Origin of the sequence: Streptomyces sp. NPDC101393 (genome assembly GCF_044767385.1) — a bacterium.
In the GTDB taxonomy this organism is placed as follows: domain Bacteria; phylum Actinomycetota; class Actinomycetes; order Streptomycetales; family Streptomycetaceae; genus Streptomyces.
This window is the reverse complement of record NZ_JBIWNU010000003.1, coordinates 588437-606561: the sequence shown is the minus strand read 5'-3', so window position 1 is coordinate 606561 and position 18125 is coordinate 588437. Positions and strand designations below refer to the sequence as shown.

At 70.8% G+C, this 18125-nt stretch carries 14 protein-coding genes, 1 tRNA gene and 1 pseudogene; 5 read left to right on the top strand and 11 right to left on the bottom strand.

The genetic code is table 11. The annotated features are described in order from the left end of the window. Window positions 1–10: 10 nt before the first annotated feature. Genes ACIRQ7_RS12510 through ACIRQ7_RS12500 form a run of 3 tightly spaced genes read right to left on the bottom strand, consistent with a single transcriptional unit; the run spans window position 11 to window position 5090 of the window. Window positions 11–2143, bottom strand: coding sequence for an acetate--CoA ligase family protein (locus ACIRQ7_RS12510; protein WP_404262039.1), 2133 nt, complete (start codon window positions 2141–2143; stop codon window positions 11–13). Then, complete coding sequence (frc, locus tag ACIRQ7_RS12505) at window positions 2143–3390, bottom strand: formyl-CoA transferase (protein WP_404262037.1); 1248 nt, start codon at window positions 3388–3390, stop codon at window positions 2143–2145. Before frc ends, ACIRQ7_RS12510 begins: the two co-directional genes overlap by 1 nt. Window positions 3391–3407: 17 nt before the next feature. Beyond that, the gene (locus tag ACIRQ7_RS12500; RefSeq protein WP_404262035.1) at window positions 3408–5090 is read right to left on the bottom strand and encodes a thiamine pyrophosphate-binding protein; all 1683 of its coding nucleotides are present in this window, start codon (window positions 5088–5090) and stop codon (window positions 3408–3410) included. Window positions 5091–5389: 299 nt separating this feature from the next. Between ACIRQ7_RS12500 and ACIRQ7_RS12495 the strand changes: the two are divergent. Both ACIRQ7_RS12495 and ACIRQ7_RS12490 read left to right on the top strand, forming a co-directional pair. After that, a pseudogene (locus ACIRQ7_RS12495) lies at window positions 5390–5668 on the top strand (hypothetical protein); the annotation flags it as partial. Between the two features lie 197 nt (window positions 5669–5865). Next, window positions 5866–7452 (top strand): aldehyde dehydrogenase family protein, encoded by a 1587-nt coding sequence (locus tag ACIRQ7_RS12490; RefSeq protein ID WP_404262033.1) that lies wholly within the window; start codon window positions 5866–5868, stop codon window positions 7450–7452. A gap of 37 nt (window positions 7453–7489) precedes the next feature. On the opposite strand, the gene ACIRQ7_RS12485 is transcribed toward ACIRQ7_RS12490, so the two are convergent. Further along, window positions 7490–8824 (bottom strand): DUF2254 domain-containing protein, encoded by a 1335-nt coding sequence (locus ACIRQ7_RS12485; protein ID WP_404262031.1) that lies wholly within the window; start codon window positions 8822–8824, stop codon window positions 7490–7492. Window positions 8825–8929: 105 nt separating this feature from the next. Between ACIRQ7_RS12485 and ACIRQ7_RS12480 the strand changes: the two genes are divergently transcribed. Beyond that, window positions 8930–9017: transfer RNA gene (locus ACIRQ7_RS12480), tRNA-Leu, on the top strand. A 50-nt stretch (window positions 9018–9067) separates the two neighbouring features. Here the strand turns inward: ACIRQ7_RS12480 and ACIRQ7_RS12475 are convergent. From ACIRQ7_RS12475 to ACIRQ7_RS12465, 3 genes are read right to left on the bottom strand one after another with little or no spacing between them, the layout of a single operon-like run. Continuing rightward, the gene (locus ACIRQ7_RS12475) at window positions 9068–10654 is read right to left on the bottom strand and encodes a GMC family oxidoreductase (RefSeq protein ID WP_404262030.1); all 1587 of its coding nucleotides are present in this window, start codon (window positions 10652–10654) and stop codon (window positions 9068–9070) included. A 15-nt stretch (window positions 10655–10669) separates the two neighbouring features. Next, window positions 10670–12256: an APC family permease gene (locus ACIRQ7_RS12470; RefSeq protein WP_404262028.1), complete on the bottom strand. Its 1587-nt coding sequence runs from the start codon at window positions 12254–12256 to the stop codon at window positions 10670–10672. Next, window positions 12253–13722 carry an aldehyde dehydrogenase family protein gene (locus tag ACIRQ7_RS12465; RefSeq protein ID WP_401467068.1) on the bottom strand — a complete coding sequence of 490 codons (1470 nt, stop codon included), beginning with the start codon at window positions 13720–13722 and terminating at the stop codon, window positions 12253–12255. The genes ACIRQ7_RS12470 and ACIRQ7_RS12465 overlap by 4 nt, the downstream gene beginning before the upstream one ends. A 242-nt stretch (window positions 13723–13964) precedes the next feature. Between ACIRQ7_RS12465 and ACIRQ7_RS12460 the strand changes: the two genes are divergently transcribed. Further along, window positions 13965–14459 (top strand): DUF6314 family protein, encoded by a 495-nt coding sequence (locus ACIRQ7_RS12460; protein ID WP_404262026.1) that lies wholly within the window; start codon window positions 13965–13967, stop codon window positions 14457–14459. 48 nt (window positions 14460–14507) lie between these two features. Here ACIRQ7_RS12460 and ACIRQ7_RS12455 read toward each other — a convergent pair whose 3' ends face one another. Together ACIRQ7_RS12455 and ACIRQ7_RS12450 are read right to left on the bottom strand one after the other, a co-directional pair. Next, complete coding sequence (locus tag ACIRQ7_RS12455; RefSeq protein ID WP_404262024.1) at window positions 14508–15374, bottom strand: class I SAM-dependent methyltransferase; 867 nt, start codon at window positions 15372–15374, stop codon at window positions 14508–14510. Window positions 15375–15504: 130 nt separating this feature from the next. Continuing rightward, entirely contained in the window at window positions 15505–16155 is a 651-nt protein-coding gene (locus ACIRQ7_RS12450) for a TetR/AcrR family transcriptional regulator (RefSeq protein ID WP_404262022.1), read from the bottom strand. A 70-nt stretch (window positions 16156–16225) separates the two neighbouring features. On the opposite strand from ACIRQ7_RS12450, the gene ACIRQ7_RS12445 reads away from it, so the two are divergent. Beyond that, on the top strand, window positions 16226–16687 hold the full coding sequence (locus ACIRQ7_RS12445; RefSeq protein ID WP_404262021.1) for an SCP2 sterol-binding domain-containing protein: 462 nt from the start codon (window positions 16226–16228) through the stop codon (window positions 16685–16687). 94 nt (window positions 16688–16781) lie between these two features. On the opposite strand, the gene ACIRQ7_RS12440 is transcribed toward ACIRQ7_RS12445, so the two are convergent. After that, window positions 16782–17000 (bottom strand): hypothetical protein, encoded by a 219-nt coding sequence (locus ACIRQ7_RS12440; protein WP_403672731.1) that lies wholly within the window; start codon window positions 16998–17000, stop codon window positions 16782–16784. Between the two features lie 279 nt (window positions 17001–17279). Further along, window positions 17280–17963, bottom strand: coding sequence for an ABC transporter ATP-binding protein (locus tag ACIRQ7_RS12435; RefSeq protein ID WP_404262020.1), 684 nt, complete (start codon window positions 17961–17963; stop codon window positions 17280–17282). Window positions 17964–18125: the final 162 nt, after the last annotated feature.

Genomic DNA, 18125 nt, shown 5'->3' with positions numbered 1-18125 from the left:
GAGAGCGGGGTCAGGTCAGCAGCCCCGCGGCCCGTGCCCAGCGGTATTTCGCACCGAGCGCCGCCACCGGCTTCTCGGTCGTGTAGGGGTGGGCGACGACGCCGTGCGCGAAGAGATACGCGGCGGCCTCCTCGACCTCGGTGTCACCGGCCAGCGACGCCACCACCGGCTTCTCGATCCCGCGCGCCCGGAACTCCTCGACGACACGCACCGTCAGCTTCGCGAAGACCATCGGCGGGGTGACGATCGTGTGCCAGTAGCCGAGCACCAGCGCATGGATCCGCGGATCCTCCATGCCCAGCCGGATCGTGGCCTCGTAGGTGGACGGCGGCTCGCCACCCGTGATGTCCACCGGGTTGCCGGCCGCCCCGAAGGGCGGGATGAAGCGCCGGAAGGCGGCGTCCAGGTCCTTGGGGATCTCCATCAGCCGCAACCCGTTGTCGACGAGTGCGTCGGAGAGCAGCACGCCCGAGCCGCCCGCGCCCGTGATGATGACGATGTTGTCGCCCCGGGGGGTGGGCAGCACGGGCAGCGCCCGTGCGTACTCCAGCATGTCGTTGAGGCCCGGCGCCCGGATCACCCCGGCCTGCCGCAGGATGTCGTCATAGACGGCGTCGTCACCGGCCAGTGCGCCGGTGTGCGAGCCCGCCGCCTTGGCGCCCGCACTGGTGCGCCCGGCCTTGAGGACCACGATGGGCTTCTTGCGGACCGTCTCCCGGGCCGCCTCGACGAACGCCCGCCCGTCCTTGAGGTCCTCCAGGTGCATCGCGATGCACTCGGTGTGGTCGTCCTCGCCGAAGTACGTGAGCAGATCGTCCTCGTCCACGTCCGACTTGTTGCCGAGCCCGACGATCGCCGACACCCCGGTCCGCGTCGTCCGGGCGAAGCCCAGGATCGCCATCCCGATACCGCCGGACTGCGAGGTCAGCGCCACCGGGCCCCGGACGTCGTACGGCGTGCAGAACGTCGCGCACAGGTCCTGCCAGGGGGAGTAGTAGCCGTAGATGTTCGGCCCCAGCAGCCGGATGCCGTACTCCTCGCCGAGGGCCACGATCCGTTCCTGCAAGGCGTGTTCACCGGTCTCGGCGAAGCCGGAGGGGATGAGGACGGCGTTCGGGATGCCTTTGCGGCCGGCCTCCTCCAGTGCGGCGGGCACGAACGGCGCGGGAATGGCGAAGACCGCCACATCGACCGCTCCCGGCACCTCCCCCACCGTCTTGTACGCCTTGCGCCCGAGAATGTCATCGGCCTTGGGGTTCACCGGATGGATTTCTCCCGGGAAGCCGCCGTCGATGAGATTGCGCATCACCGAATTGCCGATCTTCCCCGGCTCGTTGGAGGCGCCGATGACCGCCACCGACCGCGGCTCCATCAGCCGCCGCATCGCGGTGAGGATCTCCTCGCGGGAGTACCTGCGGCGCGCCGGGGCGATGCCGTCCGACAGCAGGACGCGCACATCCGCCGCCATCACCCCGTCCGCCGAGGCGACCACCGGATTGAGGTCCACCTCCGCGATCTCCGGGAAATCTGCGGCCAGTTGAGAGGTCCGGACGATGAGGTCGGTGAGCGCCGCGCGGTCCGCCGGCGGAGCGCCGCGCACCCCGCGCAGCACCTCCGCCGCCCGGATGCCGTCCAGCATGGACCGCGCGTCGTCGGCGGTGGCGGGCGCCAGCCGGAAGGTGACGTCCTTGAGGACCTCGACCAGCACCCCGCCGAGCCCGAACGCCACGATCTTCCCGAACGTCGGGTCGGTGACCGAGCCGACGATCACTTCCTGCCCCTCGGGCACCATCTGCTGCACCTGAACACCGGTGATCCGTGCCGCCGGGGCGTACGCCTTCGCGTTCTGCACGATCGCCGTGAACGCGCCCCGCACCTCGGCCGCCGACCCCAGGCCGATCCGCACCCCGCCGGCATCCGTCTTGTGCAGGATGTCCGGCGAGGCGATCTTCAGCGCCACCGGGAAGCCGATCCGGTCGGCGAGCGAGACCGCGTCGTCCGCGCACTCGGCCAACCCCTCGGCCGGGGTCGGGATGCCGTACGCGTCCGCGACGAGCTGTCCCTCGGACGCGGTGAGTGCCGTCCGCCCCTCCGCCCTGGCCGCCGCCAACACAGCCCGTACGGAAGCTTTCTGTTCCTCCATCAGATGACTCCGTTCGACTTGAGCAGCCGCAGTTCCTCGGCGCCGAGCCCCAGCTCGCCGATGTAGACCTCTTCGTTGTGCTCACCCAGCAGCGGCGAACGGTTCACGTCGACGGGGGAGTCGGACAGCTTCAGCGGCGATCCGACGGTGGTGAAGGTGCCGCGCTCGGGATGCTCGACCTCGACCACCATCTCGTTGGCGGCCAGCGACGCGTCCTCGACGATCTCCTTCGTCGACAGGATCGGCCCGCAGGGGATGTTGTGCGCGTTCAGCCGCTCCAGCACCTCCCACTTGGGCAGCGTGCTGCTCCACTCCTCGATCAGCTGGAACATCTTCGACAGCTTCGGCAGCCGGGCCTGAGGCGTCGCCCACTCCGGATCGGCGGCCAGTTCGGGCCGGCCGATCAGCGCGGTCAGTGGCGCCCAGCCCACCGGCTGCACGATCACATACACATAGTCGTTGGGGCCGCCCGGAGCGCAGGAGACCGCCCAGCCGGGCTGCCCGCCGCCGCTCGCGTTCCCGCTGCGCGGCACCTCGTCCCCGAAGTCCTCGTTCGGATACTCCGCCAACGGCCCGTGTGCCAGCCTCTGCTGGTCCCGCAGCTTGACCCGGCACAGGTTCAGCACCGCATGCTGCATCGCGACATTAACCCGCTGCCCGCGGCCGGTGTGCTCGCGTTGGTAGAGCGCCGCCAGGATCCCGGCCACGCAGTGCACCCCGGTGCCCGAGTCGCCGATCTGTGCGCCCGTCGCCAGCGGCGGCCCGTCCGCGAAGCCGGTCGTCGACATCGACCCGCCCATCGCCTGCGCCACCACCTCGTACGCCTTGAAGTTGGTGTAGGGGCCGTCGCCGAAGCCCTTGATGGAGGCGTAGACGATCCGCGGATTGATCTTTTGGATGCGGTCCCAGGTGAAGCCCATCCGGTCCACCGCGCCGGGGCCGAAGTTCTCCACCAGGACATCGCTGCGCCGGATCAGCTCGGTCAGCAGCTCCTTGCCGCGCTCGGTCTTGGTGTTGAGGGTGATGCTGCGCTTGTTGCAGTTGAGCATCGTGAAGTAGAGGGAGTCGACGTCCGGGAGGTCGCGCAGCTGCTTGCGCGTGATGTCACCGGTGGTCGCCTCCAGCTTGATGACGTCCGCGCCGAGCCAGGCGAGCAGCTGGGTGGCGGACGGACCGGACTGGACGTGCGTCATGTCGAGGACGCGGACGTCGCTCAGCGCCTTCGTGTCCTGGCGAGCCCTGCTCATCTCCGGCTCCTTCACCGTCACTTGTACATGGTCTGGTTCATGGTTCCGGGGGCGTAGGCGTCCGGGTCGACCCAGACGTTGATCAGCGAGGGCTTGCCCGATTCACGGGCCCGCTGCAGCGCCGGACGGATCTGCGCGGGGTCGCGCACCTCCTCGCCGTGGCCGCCGAGCAGCTGCGCGAACTTGTCGTACGGCACGTCCCCGAGGGTGTTGCCGACCCGCTCCCGGGCGTCGCCGTACTTCGCCTTCTGGCCGTAACGGATCTGATTCATCGAGGAGTTGTTGCCGACGATCCCGACGAACGGCAGATCGAAGCGCACCAGCGTCTCGAAGTCCCAGCCGGTCAGTGAGAACGCGCCGTCACCGAAGAGCGCGACCACTTCCTTGTCCGGGCGGGCCTTCTTGGCGGCCATCACGAACGGCACGCCGACGCCGAGGGTGCCCAGCGGCCCCGGATCCATCCAGTGGCCGGGCGACTTGGGCTGCACCACCTGCCCGGAGAAGGTGACGATGTCGCCGCCGTCCCCGATGTAGATCGAATCCTCGGTCAGGAAGTCGTTGATCTCGCTGACGAGCCGGTAGGGGTGGATGGGATCGGCGTCCGAGCGCAGGTGCGGCAGCCGCTTCTCGATCGCCGTCCGCTCCGCCGTCCGCAGCTCCTCCAGCCACTCCTTGCGCCGCGCGGAGGTGTCGTTCAGCTGCCCGGACGCGGCCTGGGTGACGGCGGCGAGCACCAGCCCCGCGTCGCCCACGATCCCCAGGTCGATGTCCCGGTTCTTGCCGACGGTGCGGTAGTCCAGGTCGATCTGGACGACGGTCGCGGCGGGGGAGAGGCGCTTGCCGTAGCCCATCCGGAAGTCGAAGGGGGTGCCGACGATGACGATCAGGTCGGCGTTCGAGAAGGCGTAGCGCCGGGAGAGCTGGAAGTGGTGCGGATCGCCGGGCGGCAGCGTGCCGCGGCCGGCGCCGTTCATGTACGCGGGGACGTTCAGGGTCCGTACGAGCTCGGTCGCCGCGTCCGTGGCCCGGGTCGTCCAGACCTGACTGCCCAGCAGGATCGCCGGCTTCTCGGCGCGTACCAGCAGATCGGCGAGCCGCTGCACGGCCTCCGGGTCGCCGCCCGAGCGGGTGGAGGCGCGGTAGCGGCCCGCCTGCGGTATCCGGGCCGTAGCGCGCGGCACCTTGGCGTCCAGGACGTCGCGCGGGATCTCCAGGAAGGAGGGGCCGGGCGCGCCGTGGTAGCACTCGCGGAACGCCATCGAGACCATGTCGGCGGCGCGCGCGGTGTCCGGGACGGTCGCGGCGAATTTGGTGATCGGCGCCATCATGTCGACGTGCGGCAGGTCCTGCAGGGACCCCATCTTGTGCTGGGTGTGCGCCCCTTGACCTCCTATCAGCAGCATCGGGGACTCGGCGCGGAAGGCGTTGGCGACGCCGGTGACCGCGTCGGTGGTGCCGGGGCCCGCGGTGACCACGGCGCAGCCGGGTTTGCCGGTGATCCGGGCGTGGCCGTCCGCGGCGTGCGCGGCGACCTGTTCGTGGCGGACGTCGACGACGTCGATGCCCTCGTCGACGCAGCCGTCATAGATGTCGATGATGTGGCCGCCGCAGAGCGTGTAGATGACGTCCACACCCTCCGCCTTGAGCGCCTTGGCGACCAAGTGCCCGCCGGAGATGAGGTCCTGGGCGTCCTCGGGCATGGTGCATCGCTTCCCTTCACGGGGGGATCGACCGGGATTCCGGCAGATTGCATACAGTCGACGAATACTGTATGAACCTGTTATCCCTCATCGAATCGCCGATGTCCAGAGGGGCGTCAGGCGATCGAGCCAAAGAGCGGGCATGGACCTGTTCGAGCATCAAGCAAGGGAACTCCCCGACCCCTACGGCGTGTTGGTGCCGGACGCCGAAATCGCCGACACCCCCGCAGCGGCCCGCGCCGCAGCCGTCCGCTCGGCGGCCGGGTGGTCGTCAAGGCCCGGGTCACGACCGGCGGCCGGGCAAGGCGGGCGGCGTCAGGGTCGCCGCCGGCCCCGCGGCCGCCGAACTGACGGCACGCCAGATCCTCGGTATGGACAAGCCCGTCGTCGCCTCTATCGCCGGCTTCACCGCCCCCGAAGGCCGGACCATGGGCCACGCCGTTGCCCTCGTCTCCGGCGCGTCCGGCACCGCGCGGGCCGAGAAGGACGCCCTGGAAGCGGCGGGCGTACGCGTCGGACGCACCCCTACCGAGACCGCGCACCTCGTCCTCGCACAGATGGCCCCCGCCCGGCCCTGACCGGATCCGGCCCCACGCCCGCCCCTCCCGGGTGGTCGCGGCGCCCCCGCCGAGTGACACTCGCCATACCTGCCGCCGGACCATCCCGCAGCACCACCACGGACCACTACCGTCCGGTAACACACGGCTCCCGCCGGGAGCCGCACAGCGCCACCACCCTGCCCACTCCGGCCGTGCACCGAGAGCGGAGACGAACGATGGCCACCACCTCCCGCCCGACCCCCGACCCGCAGCCCCGCACCCCTGCCCCGCCCCTCCTCCTCAAACCCGGTACGTCCTGGCAGGACGCCTGGCAGCGCTGCCTCACCGCTGCCCCCGAGGCCTTCCGCGACGATCACGTACTCAACCTCTGGGCCGGCGGCTGGCAGCCGGACGGCGACCCGCTGCCCGCCACCAGCCCGGTCGACGGCACCCGTATCGCCGGGCCGCCCCGCCTCGACGCGGACGCGGCGCTGCACGCCGTACGCGCCTCCCTCGACCAGCACCGCGCCTGGCGGCACGTCCCGCTCGCCGAACGCAAGGCACGCGTCGGTGCCACCCTCGACGCGCTCACCGAACACCGCGAGCTGCTCGCCCTGCTGCTCGTCTGGGAGATCGGCAAGTCCTGGAAGCTCGCCCAGGCCGACGTCGACCGCGCCATCGACGGCGTCCGCTGGTACGTGTCCGAGATCGACCGGATGCTCGCCGACCGCACACCGCTGCCCGGCCCGGTCAGCAACATCGCCAGCTGGAACTACCCGATGTCGGTCCTCATCCACGCGATGCTCGTCCAGGCGCTCGCCGGCAACGCCGTGATCGCCAAGACCCCCACCGACGGCGGACTGTCCTGCCTCACCCTCGCCTGCGCCCTCGCGGTCCGTGAAGGAGTCCCGGCCACCCTGGTCAGCGGCAGCGGCCGGGAGCTCTCGCCCTCCCTCGTCCGCTCACCCGAGATCGGCTGCGTCTCCTTCGTCGGCGGCCGGGACACCGGCGCCCGCGTCGCCACCGCCGTCGCCGACCTGGGCAAACGCCATATCCTCGAACAGGAGGGCCTCAACACCTGGGGCATCTGGAACCACAGCGACTGGGAGTCCCTCACCCCCCTGCTGCGCAAGACCTTCGACTACGCCAAGCAGCGCTGCACCGCCTACCCCCGCTTCGTCGTGCAGCGTGCCGCGTTCGCCGACTTCCTGACCGCCTACCTCCCGGCCGTACGCAGCATCCGCTTCGGCCACCCGCTGGCCGTCGCCGACCCCGCCGACCCGCTGCCCGCGCTCGACTTCGGACCGCTGATCAACGCCGCCAAGGCCAAGGAGCTCGACGACCTCACCACCGAGGCGATCTCCCGGGGCGCGGTCCCCCTGCACCGCGGCAGCCTCGCCGACGGCCTGTTCCTGCCCTCCCAGGACACCTCGGCATATCTGCCGCCCACCACCCTGCTCGCCCCGCCCTCGTCCTCCCCCCTCCACCACGCCGAGCCCTTCGGCCCCGTCGACACCATCGTGCTCGTGGACACCGAGGCCGAACTCCTCGCCGCCATGAACGCCAGCAACGGCGCCCTGGTCGCCACCCTGTCCACCGACGACAAGGACACCTACGAACGCCTCGCCCCGCAGATCCGCGCCTTCAAGGTCGGCCACGGGAAGCCCCGCTCGCGCGGCGACCGCGACGAGCTCTTCGGCGGCTTCGGCAACTCCTGGAGCGGCGCCTTCGTCGGCGGTGAACTCCTCGTCCGCGCCGTCACCGAGGGCCCGGACGGCGAACGCCTCCCCGGCAACTTCCCCGACTACCACCTGATGCCGTAGGTCAGTGCACCCAGGGCGCGTTCGCGGCGTCGCCCCGCTACCCGATCCCCTGACGGTCGGGAGAGGTCGCGAACCGCCGCTCGTCCGCGCTCGGCGCCGTACGCTCCACCGCCTGGAGCAGGAGCGTACGGTGCCGCAGCAGCGGCGCCCGACGTTCCGCCGGCACGATCAGCAGCAGATCGTCGATCCCGGCGAACAGCCGCCGCGTCACCTGCGGGGCGTGCACCGCGCACCCCCGGATCTCGGCCAGTGCCAGATCCACCAGATCCGTCCACCCGGGGACGTTCTGTACCAGCCGCACCACCCCTCGGCGGTCCCGGTAGCGCACCTCCCCGAGCGGCCGGCCCGCGAACGACGCCAGCAACTGCACGATCCGGTCCAGGCACTGCACGGCCGTGGTCGGATCGTTCACCGCGGGGGACAGCGCCCGCAGCGCGATGTCCGACAGCTGCCGCAACCCGAGCCCCAGGTCCTGGTGAAAGGTGCGCTCCACACCCACCGACACCGTGTACCCGGGGGTGAACCGCCGCGGCGCCGCACCTCCGTGCACCGCCAGCACCGGCGTCCCCGGCACCAGGAAATCCCCGATCCGTGGGATCAGCCGCAGCACGACACCCTTCCGCCGCGCGAGGCGCACCAGCCGCGCGGCATGGATGTCCAGCAGCACCCCCGCATGCCCCTGATGCCCGATCCGGCTTGTTTCCGGGGGGAGCGGCACGCTGTCCGCGGAGCCCACGGGCAGCCGCACCAGCATCCCGAGCGACTCCTGAGCGATCCGGTCCACCACCGGCCCCACCTGCATCAATCGCAGGGTCGACGACACATAGCCGATGAACAGCAGCAGGCTGAGCCCCACCAGCAGCATCGTCGCGATGCTCTGCACCACCGGCACCGACTCGACCCGCCGTGCGTTGCGCTCGCTCTCGTACGACGTCAGCACCAGCAGCGAGAACAGGAACGTGGCCAGGAACACCGTGAGCGTGAGCTTGCTGATCCGGCTCCGGATGAAGATCCGCACCACCCGCGGCGTGAGCTGGCCACTCGCCATCTGCACCGCGACCAGCGAGATGCTGAAGACCACACCGATGAAGGTCATCATCGCCGAGCTGATCGTCGTCACGATCGTCTTGGCGTCGTTCACGACCGAGATCAGCCCGCGGAGCAGCTCGTAGCGACCTTCCCGCTGCAGATGCTCGACCAGCGCCATGTCGAGCGCGGACGATGCCCACCACAGCAGTACGGAGCAGACCAGCCCCGCCGTCGGCGCGAACCAGAAGGTGTCCCGCAGGTGCTCACGCAGCGGCGACAGCGCCCGTGGCCTGCGGGAGCTGTGGGGCTGTCGCCATGACGAGACATGTCCTTCATTGCCCATAAATGGAGGTTATGTGGCGCCCGGATACGCAGGTGAAAGGCACTCCGAAACCTTGGTATTGTTGTCCATGTCGTCGCGGGTAACGCCCCGCGAAGAGCACACCTGGTCCGGGTGGCGGAATGGCAGACGCGCTAGCTTGAGGTGCTAGTGCCCTTTATCGGGCGTGGGGGTTCAAGTCCCCCCTCGGACACCAGCAGACCCCACTTCACGTGGGGTTTTCTGCATTTCCGGGGCCTTCTCGCCTCACGTCCCGTTCGCCGCCTTCACCATGTCCGCGCACTTTTCGCCGATCATCATCGTGGTGATGCAGGGGTTCACGGCCGGCAGGAACGGCATCACCGAGCCGTCCGCGACGCGCAGGCCGGTGACGCCCTTGACGCGGAGCTGGGGGTCCAGGGGGGTGGCCGGGTCGTTCGGGGGGCCCATCTGGACGGTGCAGGCCGGGTGGTAGACGGTGTTGTGCGTGGCGCGGATGTAGTCGAGGAGTTCGGCGTCGGAGCGGGCGCCCGGCCCGGGGGCGAGTTCGGTCCCCGCCCAGTCGGCCATGGGGGCCTGGGAGATGATCTCGCGGGCGAGGCGCAGACCGTAGGTCATCACGCGGACGTCGTGCTCGTGGGTGAAGTAGCGCGGGTCGACCTTGGGCTTGTCGCGGAAGTCGCGGGTGCGCAGGCGGACGGTGCCCAGCGAGCGGGCGCGGGTGACGTTCGGGGTGAGGCAGAAGGCGTTCTCAGAGGTGGGGTAGCCGCGGCGGTAGGTGTTCATGTCGAACGGCACCGAACCGTAGTGGAACATCAAGTCCGGGCGGTCCAGGCCGGGTTCGGTGCCGGTGAAGATGCCGATCTCCCACCACTGCGTGGACGAGGTGACCATCGGCTGCTTGGCGTCCCACATGATGACGCCCTCGGGGTGGTCCTGGAGGTTGGAGCCGACGCCGGGGGAGTCGACGAGCGGCTCGATGCCGTTGTCGCGAAGGTGGGCGGCCGGGCCGATGCCGGAGAGCATCAGCAGCTTGGGGGAGTCGATGGCGCCACAGGAGAGGATGACCTCGCGGCGGGCGTTGACCGTGCGGGTGTGGATGAGGTCCGGGGCGAGAAGGTCGACGCCGGTGCAGTGCCGGTCGGCGGTGAAGCGCAGCCGTTTGGCCTGCACCCCGGTGCGGACCTCCAGGTTGGGGCGCTTGCCGAGGATCGGGTGCAGATAGGAGACCGACGCGGACGAACGGGTCCCGTCCGGGCGGCAGTTGATCTGGAACCAGTGCGCGCCGCGCACGACCGTGGTGCCCGTGTTGAAGGGGGTGGTGGGGATGCCGGCCGCCGCGCAGGCCTCCAGGAGGGCGACACCGCACGGGTCGTTGGGCGGGACGCTGCGCAGGGTCACCGGGCCGCTGCGGCCGTGGTGGTCGCCGGGTGCGTCGTTGGTCTCCAGGCGCTTGTAGAGCGGGAAGCAGTCCGCCGCGCTCCAGCCCGTGCAGCCCAGCGCGCCCCATTCGTCGAGGTCCTCGGCCGGTGCCCAGAAGGCGATGCAGGAGTTGTGCGAGGAGCAGCCGCCCAGCATCTTGGCGCGGGCGTGCCGCATGAAGCTGTTGCCGTTCTCCTGGGGCTCGATGGGATAGTCCCAGTCGTAGCCGGATTCCAGCAGTGCCATCCACTGGTCGAGGCGGAGCACATGGGGGTCGCCGACGTCGGACGGGCCGGCCTCCAGCAGGCAGACGGTGACGGAGGGGTCCTCGGACAGCCGGGCCGCCACCACCGAGCCGGCGGTACCGCCGCCGACCACCACATAGTCGAACTCGTCCGCCGAAGTCTCGTCCGCGGGGGCCTCTTGGGGCATGGTGCCGTCTCCAGATCAGGGAGTGGGGGTGGTGGGGTCGAAGGGCTCGTCGACGGCATGGCTTGCCAGTACGCCGGTCTTCTTGCGCTGCACGAACCAGTAGTAGGCGAAGCCGCCGCCCGCGACGACGCCGATGAACACGAAGGCGCCCCAGCGCAGATACCAGTGCTGCGGGCCGGTCGCGTTGTAGACCTGGGCGCGCGGCCAGGCGAGGTTCAGGGACATGGCGGCGCCCCAGAGCACGGCCAGGATGTTGACCGGGAGACCGAACTTCCCGAGGGAGAACTTCCCCTCGGCGGGCGTCCACCGGCCACGCAGCCGCCGGTAGAGCATCGGACCCGTGACCGCCAGATAGGCCAGGTAGATCATGATGATCGCGATGCTGGTGATCACCGAGAAGATCTGCGGCTGGTTCACGTTGAGCACCAGGATGGCGATGGCCACCAGCCCGATGACGACCGCCGGCAGTACCGGGGTCTGGAAGCGCGGGCTGACCTTGGCGAGCAGCGAGGCGGCGGGCAGGTTGTTGTCCCGGGCCATCGCGAACGCCAGCCGGATGCCTGCGGTGTGCACGGCCAGTTCGCACACGGTGATCGCGATGACCACACACCACAGCACGATCTGGCCGATGGTCGAGCCCAGCGTGGACAGCACCACGTACTGCAGGCCGTCCACCGACAGCTGCTTGGCCTGGAGGTCAGGGACCGCCAGCAGCGCGAACATCAGGATGAGTCCGCCGATGAGGAAGGACGCGATCAGGGCGCGCAGGATGGCGCGCGGCGCGTTGCGGCCGGGGTCCTTGGACTCCTCGCCGAGCGAAGAGGCCGTATCGAAGCCGTACATGACGTACGCCGAGGCGAGCGAGGCGGTCAGGAAGGCACCGAAGTAGCCGAGGCTGTCACCGGCGCCCAGCCCGTTGGTCTCCAGGAGGGCGCTGGGGCCGCGGGTGGTGTGCGCGGCGAGCAGGATGATCAGGATGATGGCGGCGAGCAGTTCGATGGCGACGCCGGCCGAGTTGATCCGTGCCATCAGCTTCACGCCGAAGGCGTTGACCAGGGTCGTGAAGGCGATGAGGACGGTGCCCAGCAGGACGGCGTTGGCCGCCGCATCGGTCTTGCCGGTGCCGTCGCCGATGAACTGGAACCACGACGAGATCTGCGGCAGCGTCACCTGGTAGGCCAGCGCCACCGCCGACAGCGAGACCATGGTCGCGGTGAGCATCATCCAGCCGCCGAGCCAGCCGATGTGCGGTCCGCCCAGCTGCTTGGCCCAGTTGTAGATGGACCCGGCCACCGGATAGCGCGCCGCCAGCTCGCAGAAGCACAGGGCCACCATCAGCTGCCCGACGAACACCATCGGCCAGGACCACCAGTAGGCGGGCCCGCCGAAGCTGACGCCGAAGTAGAAGAGCTGGAAGGTGCCGGTGAGGATCGAGATGTAGCTGATCCCCGCGGCGAAGGTGTGGAAGTTGCCCAGGGTGCGCTTGAGTTCCGGCTTGTAGCCGAACTCGGTCAGCGAATCGTCGTCATGCGTACCGTCGGCGCGTGTGCCGGGCCGGACATGCGGTTTCGAGGACTCGGGATCGGAACCGGAAGCGCTCACTCGAACCACCTCTGCGGTCGCGGCGCGGTGTTGCGCCAGACGTGCTTGGCCTCCTGGTACTCCGCGAGCCCGGCCGGCCCCAGCTCGCGTCCCACCCCCGACTGCTTCATGCCGCCCCATTCGGCCTGCGGCACGTAGGGGTGGAAGTCGTTGATCCATACGGTGCCCGCGCGCATCCGGGAGGCGACCCGGTGGGCGCGCTCGCTGTCCTGCGTCCACACCGCGCCGGCCAGGCCGTACACGGTGTCGTTGGCGAGCGAGACCGCCTCGTCCTCGTCGCGGAACCGCTCGACCGTCAGCACCGGCCCGAAGGATTCATCGCGGACGACGGACATGTCCGGGGTGCACTCGTCCAGCACCGTCGGCAGGTAGTAGAAGCCGTCCGCCAGCGCCGGGTCGTCGGGCGGGGAGCCGCCGCAGAGCAGTACCGCGCCCTCGTCGAGCCCCGCCGCCACATACGCCTCGACCTTCGCGCGGTGCGCTGCCGAGATCAGCGGGCCGCTGCGGGCATGCTCGTCGAAGGGTCCGCCGAGCCGGATCCGCTGCGCCCGCGAGACCACCTCGTCGACGAACCTGTCGTGCAGCTCGTCCTGGACCAACAGCCGGGCGCCGGCCGAGCAGACCTGCCCGGCGTGCAGGAAGACCGCCATCAGCGCGTAGTCGACGGCGGTGTCGAAATCGGCGTCGGCGAAGACGATGTTCGGGTTCTTGCCGCCCAGTTCCAGGGCGATCTTCTTCACCGTCGGGGCGGCCGCGGCCATGATGCGCCGTCCCGTGAGCAGCCCGCCGGTGAACGACACCATGTCGACCCGGGGGTCCTCGGTGAGCGGCGCGCCCACCTCGGGACCGGTGCCCAGCACCAGGTTGGCGGCGCCGTCGGGCACCCCGGCCTCGGCGAGCAGCCGCATCAGGATGATGGCGGTGTGCGGGGTCAGTTCGCTGGGCTTGAGGATGAAGGTGTTGCCGGTCACGAGGGCCGGGGCGACCTTCCAGGCGGTCTGCAGCAGCGGATAGTTCCACGGGGTGATCAGCGAGCAGACGCCGACCGGCTCGTGCCGGACGGTGCTGTCCGTCTCCGCGCTGCCGGTGTCCACGACCCGGTCGGTGCCGCCCGCCGCGCCCAGGTTGCCGAAGTAGCGGAAGCAGTTGGCGATGTCGTCCATGTCGTATTCGCTCTCGACCAGCCGCTTCCCGGTATCCAGGGATTCGGCTCTGGCCAGCGCGTCCTTGTCCCGCTCCAGCAGCTCGGCGACGCGCAGCACCACCCGGCCGCGTTCGGCCGCCGGGGTCCGGGGCCACGGCCCGTCGTCGAAGGCCGCGCGGGCCGCGGCGATGGCGGCCGCCGCGTCCTTGGGCCCGCCTTCGTCGACGGTCGCGACCAGCGTGCCGTCCGCGGGGCAGCGGATTTCACGCACCTGCCCGTCGGCCGCTGCGGTCCACTGACCGCCGATGAACAGCTCCGGCATGGTGGTGCCTCCGGTCTCGGTCTCGTACGAGGTGGCTACGGCGGGCGCGGCGCCCTGGCCGGAGCACGGCCGGCGGCGCGCCGGGGGTGGCCCGGCCGTTGCGGACCTCTGTGACGATCTCTGCACCGAGAGTAGGACGGGTTCCGCGGGTCCGCACGGCACGAAGGGCCGGGAGGATGCAAGGCCCCCGGCGGCCGGGGGCCGCCCGGGGGGCTTTCGCGCGGCCCGGGACAATGGGAGGCATGCGCACCGAGCCCGCCGAGCCCCCCGAGACGGCTGAGCCCTCCGGCCCCGGCCTCCGCCCGTACCCGGTCGCCGATGCCGCGGCGTATCTGGTCGGCCGGTGGAGCGTCCTGCGCTCCGTGCACGACCTGCGGGGCGGCGGCGAGGGGAGCTTCCGCGGCACCGCCGAATTCCGGTACGAGCCGGCCGGCGGGGCGCTGCTGCACGTCGAGGACGGCGAGCTGACCTGGGGCGGGGCGACGCATCCGGCCGGTCGCACGCTGCGGCTGCGGCCCCGGCCGGACGGCACCGCCGAGGTGGAGTTCGCCGACGGCCGGCCGTTCCACGTCCTCGATCTGCGGACCGGCCGGTGGACCGCCGTCCACCCCTGCGCCGCGGACCGCTACGAGGGTGTCTTCACGGTCGTCGGAGCGGACGCATGGCACCTGGAATGGCGGGTCGGCGGACCGGAGAAGGACCAGTTGCTGCGTTCGGTCCACCGGCGGCTGGGGTGAGGGCCGTGCGGGGTGTGGTGCGTGGGATCCCGGGCAGGGCCCACCGGCTCAGGCCTTCACCGCCCGCAGCGCGTACAGCATCGGAATGATCGGCTCCGCCGGCGGCAGCCGCCACCAGCCGTTGTCGGACGGCACCATGGAGTCGAACCGCTTCCAGGGCAGCAGCTCGGTCTCGCGCAGCAGTTGGACACCCATCCCGGCGCCGACGACAGCCGAGACCACCTCGCCGATGCCGTGCCGCCACTCGTAGCTGATCGTCGCGCCCCGCACGGGCGGGCCGTCGGTGTAGGTGCTGGTCGTATCGCTCCGGAGCGGGCCGCGCCCCGCCAGATAGTCGTGGTGCAGGGTGAGCTGCTGCCGGTCCGGGCTCGGCGTCGGTCCCAGGGCGTCGAGCAGCGGATGGAACTCCACCAGATACAGCGTCCCGCCCGGCCGCAGCAGCGCGCTGACGATGCCCGCCCAGGCGGTCAGATCCGGCAGGTAGCACAGGGCGCCCTTGCCGGTGTAGATCACATCGAATTGCCGGCCGCCGAGCGCCTCGGCGGCGTCATGGACGTCCGCCCGTACGAACTCCATGTCCCGTCCGGCCGTCCGGGCGAGCCGGCGCGCCTCGGTGACGGCCGCCGCCGAGAAGTCCAGCCCCACGGTGTGCGCGGCGCCCCGGTCGGCGAACGCGGCCGTCTCGGTGCCGAGGTGGCACTGCAGATGCAGCACATCCCGCCCCGTCAGATCGCCGAGGTCCTCCCACTCGAACGGCGCGAACCAGTCCTCCGCGGTGCGCGAACCGTCCAGGCCGTAGAACTCGCTGGCCACATGGACGGGCGTACGGGCGTCCCAGTTGGCCTGGTTGGCCCGCACCATCTCGGCGGTGCCGGGCGGCACCCCCGTCGGCGGCTCACTCTGCTGTGTGGTCATCCACCTCTTCTACCGGCCCGGCGGCCGCCCTCACCAGCTCCGCCGGAACGGTGGCCGAAAGGCGACGAAGCCGACGGCCGGCGCGCGGCGCTCAGGCTCCGCCCTCGCGCCGACGGCCGGCGCGCGGCGCTCAGGCTCCGCCCTCGCCCGGTGTCCAGACCTCGCCGTCGAGGACATTGCGCATCCCGACCCAGACCATGTTCATCAGCCGCAGGGTGATCCGCTCCGGGGACTCGCCGGGGTGCTCTTCCATCCAGTCGGTGAGCGCGTCGGCGGCGCCGACGAGGGCGTGCGCCACGAAGTCGGCCTCCTCGTCGCCCGGCCGGGTCGTCCCGGAGCTCTCCGCGATGCCGACCCGGGCCAGTCCGGCGACCTGCGCCATCACGGCGCGCCGGGCCTGTGCCACCTCCTGAGCGATCGCCGGGCTCAGCTCGGACGCCTGACGGTGCAGCACCACCCAGCTGCCGCGGTGTTCGGTGACGAAGGTGAAGAAGGCGAGCAGCCCGGCCCGCAGGCGCAGTTCGGGGGAGTGCGCCTCGCCCGCGGCCTCCTGGAAGGCAGCCACCAGCCGGCCGGCCTCACGGCGCAGGCAGGCGAGGAACAGGCCTTCTTTGGAGTCCAGGTAGAGGTAGACCATGGGTTTGGAGATCCCGGCCAGCTCGGCGATCTCATCCACCGAAGCGGCGTGGTAGCCGCGTTTGGCGAAGATCTGGATCCCGGCGTCGATGATCTGCTGTTCCCGGACGGGGCGGGGGACGCGTCGCCTGCGTGTGTCACTCATCCTTGCCAGCTTACCTACCCAGGCGTAATCTTACTCATTAGTAAGTTTACTGCATAGTAAGGAGAGGGTCGTGGCTGAAGATGCCCGCGCCCAGGTGGCCGAACTCGACTTCGCGCGCGTCACCCCCGAGGAGTTCGCGAAGATCGTCAAAGGGCTGACCCGCCGGCAGATCGCCGAGATCGCCGAGGGCGAGCTGCGCACCCGCGTGCTCACAGAGGTCTTCGGCCGGATGGGCCGGCAGTTCCGGCCGGACGCCGCCGGTTCGGTGCGCGCCCTGATCCGCTGGAAGATCACCGGCGAGTCCGAGGTGGTCTACGAAACGACCCTCGACGACGGCACCTGCACGGTCCGCGAAGGACGTACGGAGGCCGAGCCGCGGCTGACCCTGATCATGGACGACGCCGCGTTCCTCAAGCTCGTCTCCGGCAACGGCAACCCCGTGACGATGTTCCTCACCCGCAAGCTGAAGGCCGTCGGCGACCTCTCTCTCGCCTCGGGGCTGAACCGCTACTTCGACATCCCCAAGGCCTGAGGGAGGCTGACGGCATGCAGGCGTCCGGGCGATCTCCGGGCGGCACATCCGCTGACGGCGCGCCGCGCGACCCGGCCGGGCGGAGCGGCGCCGGCTACCGCGGCGGCAGCTCGCCGGCCACCGCTTCGAGCCGGGTCAGCTCCGCCGGATCCAGGCCCGCCGCCGCGGCCACCTCCTGGAGGGCGCCGCCGCGGCGTACGGCCAGTACCGCTTCCATCTCCATATCGGCCCGTGCCGCGTCCGCCGCCGACTGAGCGTCGCGGAGTCGGTGCACGGCGAGTTCCAGCGGGGCCAGGCTGTTCGAAGCGTCCATTGTGCGGATCCTGCCACCCTTGGCGGCACGCGCGAAACCGGCAGGTGTAAAGCGCGGCGTGCGTGGTAGGCGCTCGGAAGCAACGCTCCGCTCCGCAACGGCAGGCGTTCGGGTGACTGCCGAGGCGGAGGTGGGACGGGCCTGGTGTTGCTCCCTGACCGGGGCCGGCCCGTCCCACAGGAGCGTGCCCGGCGTCGGGTGTCGCCGGGGGACATGGAACGGGCCGCCGTCTCCGAGTGGCGGGGTGGCGGCCCGTACCCCCTCGGGGAGCGAGCCGGATCAGTCGGCGCAGCGGGCGACCGCCGCCAGCGTCCCCTCGCGCATCGTCGCCAGCCGGGGTGCCCGCCGCGCGAGGTCGTCGTCCTCGGTGGCCACGACACAGGTCAGCCGGCGTTCGCTCCACAGCTCCTCGAAGAGATCGGCGATTCCCTCGCGCTCGGCCGGGGCCAGACCTGCCGTCGGCCGGTCGGCCAGCAGGACGGTGGGCCGTTTCACCAGTGCCTGCGCGAGCGCCACCCGCGCGCGCATGCCGGGGGTCAACTCATCTGCGAGGCGGTCGCGTTGGCTGCCCGCGCCGGTCTTCTCCAGGGCCTCGCCGGCCAGTTCCCAGCGGTCCGCGGGCCGCAGGCGCAGCGGGGCGAGGGCGCTCGCCACGATCTGCCGGGTGGAGAGGCCCGGCGGAAGGCCGCCGTCCGGCGGGACCGTACCGATCGATTCGGCGCGGATCCGGGCGAGCCGGGATTCGGTGACCGTTGCCAGGTCCGTGCCGTCGAGGGAGACGCTGCCGCGGGTGGGCCGCTCCAGACCGCCGAGGATCCGCAGCAGCGTCGACGTGCCCGCGCCCGTCGGCCCCTGGATCACCAGGGTCTCACCGTCGCCGACGAAGAGCCCGACATCGTCCAGTGCCCGTACCAGGCCCTGACCGTTGCGGTAGCTCTTGGTGACGCCGGTCAGCTGGTACACGGTGAGATCTCCTCGCAGGGCGGGTGGTGAATCCGGCGGACCGGACTGAGGTGACCCTAGGGACACGGTGTGACCGGGTGATAAGCGCGGGGTGAGAGACCGATGAGAATCGCCGCGGCCCGGTCTGCCCGGGTGGTACGGGGCAGACCGGGCCGCGGCACG

What these genes read in the sequence shown, in the direction of transcription:
- frc (WP_404262037.1), bottom strand. Translation starts at nt 3,390, where the DNA reads ATGAGCAGGGCTCGCCAGGACACGAAGGCGCTGAGCGACGTCCGCGTC.
- ACIRQ7_RS12465 (WP_401467068.1), bottom strand. Translation starts at nt 13,722, where the DNA reads ATGCCGGAGCTGTTCATCGGCGGTCAGTGGACCGCAGCGGCCGACGGG.
- ACIRQ7_RS12455 (WP_404262024.1), bottom strand. Translation starts at nt 15,374, where the DNA reads ATGACCACACAGCAGAGTGAGCCGCCGACGGGGGTGCCGCCCGGCACC.
- ACIRQ7_RS12440 (WP_403672731.1), bottom strand. Translation starts at nt 17,000, where the DNA reads ATGGACGCTTCGAACAGCCTGGCCCCGCTGGAACTCGCCGTGCACCGA.
- ACIRQ7_RS12450 (WP_404262022.1), bottom strand. Translation starts at nt 16,155, where the DNA reads ATGAGTGACACACGCAGGCGACGCGTCCCCCGCCCCGTCCGGGAACAG.
- ACIRQ7_RS12490 (WP_404262033.1), top strand. Translation starts at nt 5,866, where the DNA reads ATGGCCACCACCTCCCGCCCGACCCCCGACCCGCAGCCCCGCACCCCT.
- ACIRQ7_RS12510 (WP_404262039.1), bottom strand. Translation starts at nt 2,143, where the DNA reads ATGGAGGAACAGAAAGCTTCCGTACGGGCTGTGTTGGCGGCGGCCAGG.
- ACIRQ7_RS12460 (WP_404262026.1), top strand. Translation starts at nt 13,965, where the DNA reads ATGCGCACCGAGCCCGCCGAGCCCCCCGAGACGGCTGAGCCCTCCGGC.
- ACIRQ7_RS12485 (WP_404262031.1), bottom strand. Translation starts at nt 8,824, where the DNA reads ATGGGCAATGAAGGACATGTCTCGTCATGGCGACAGCCCCACAGCTCC.
- ACIRQ7_RS12475 (WP_404262030.1), bottom strand. Translation starts at nt 10,654, where the DNA reads ATGCCCCAAGAGGCCCCCGCGGACGAGACTTCGGCGGACGAGTTCGAC.
- ACIRQ7_RS12500 (WP_404262035.1), bottom strand. Translation starts at nt 5,090, where the DNA reads ATGCCCGAGGACGCCCAGGACCTCATCTCCGGCGGGCACTTGGTCGCC.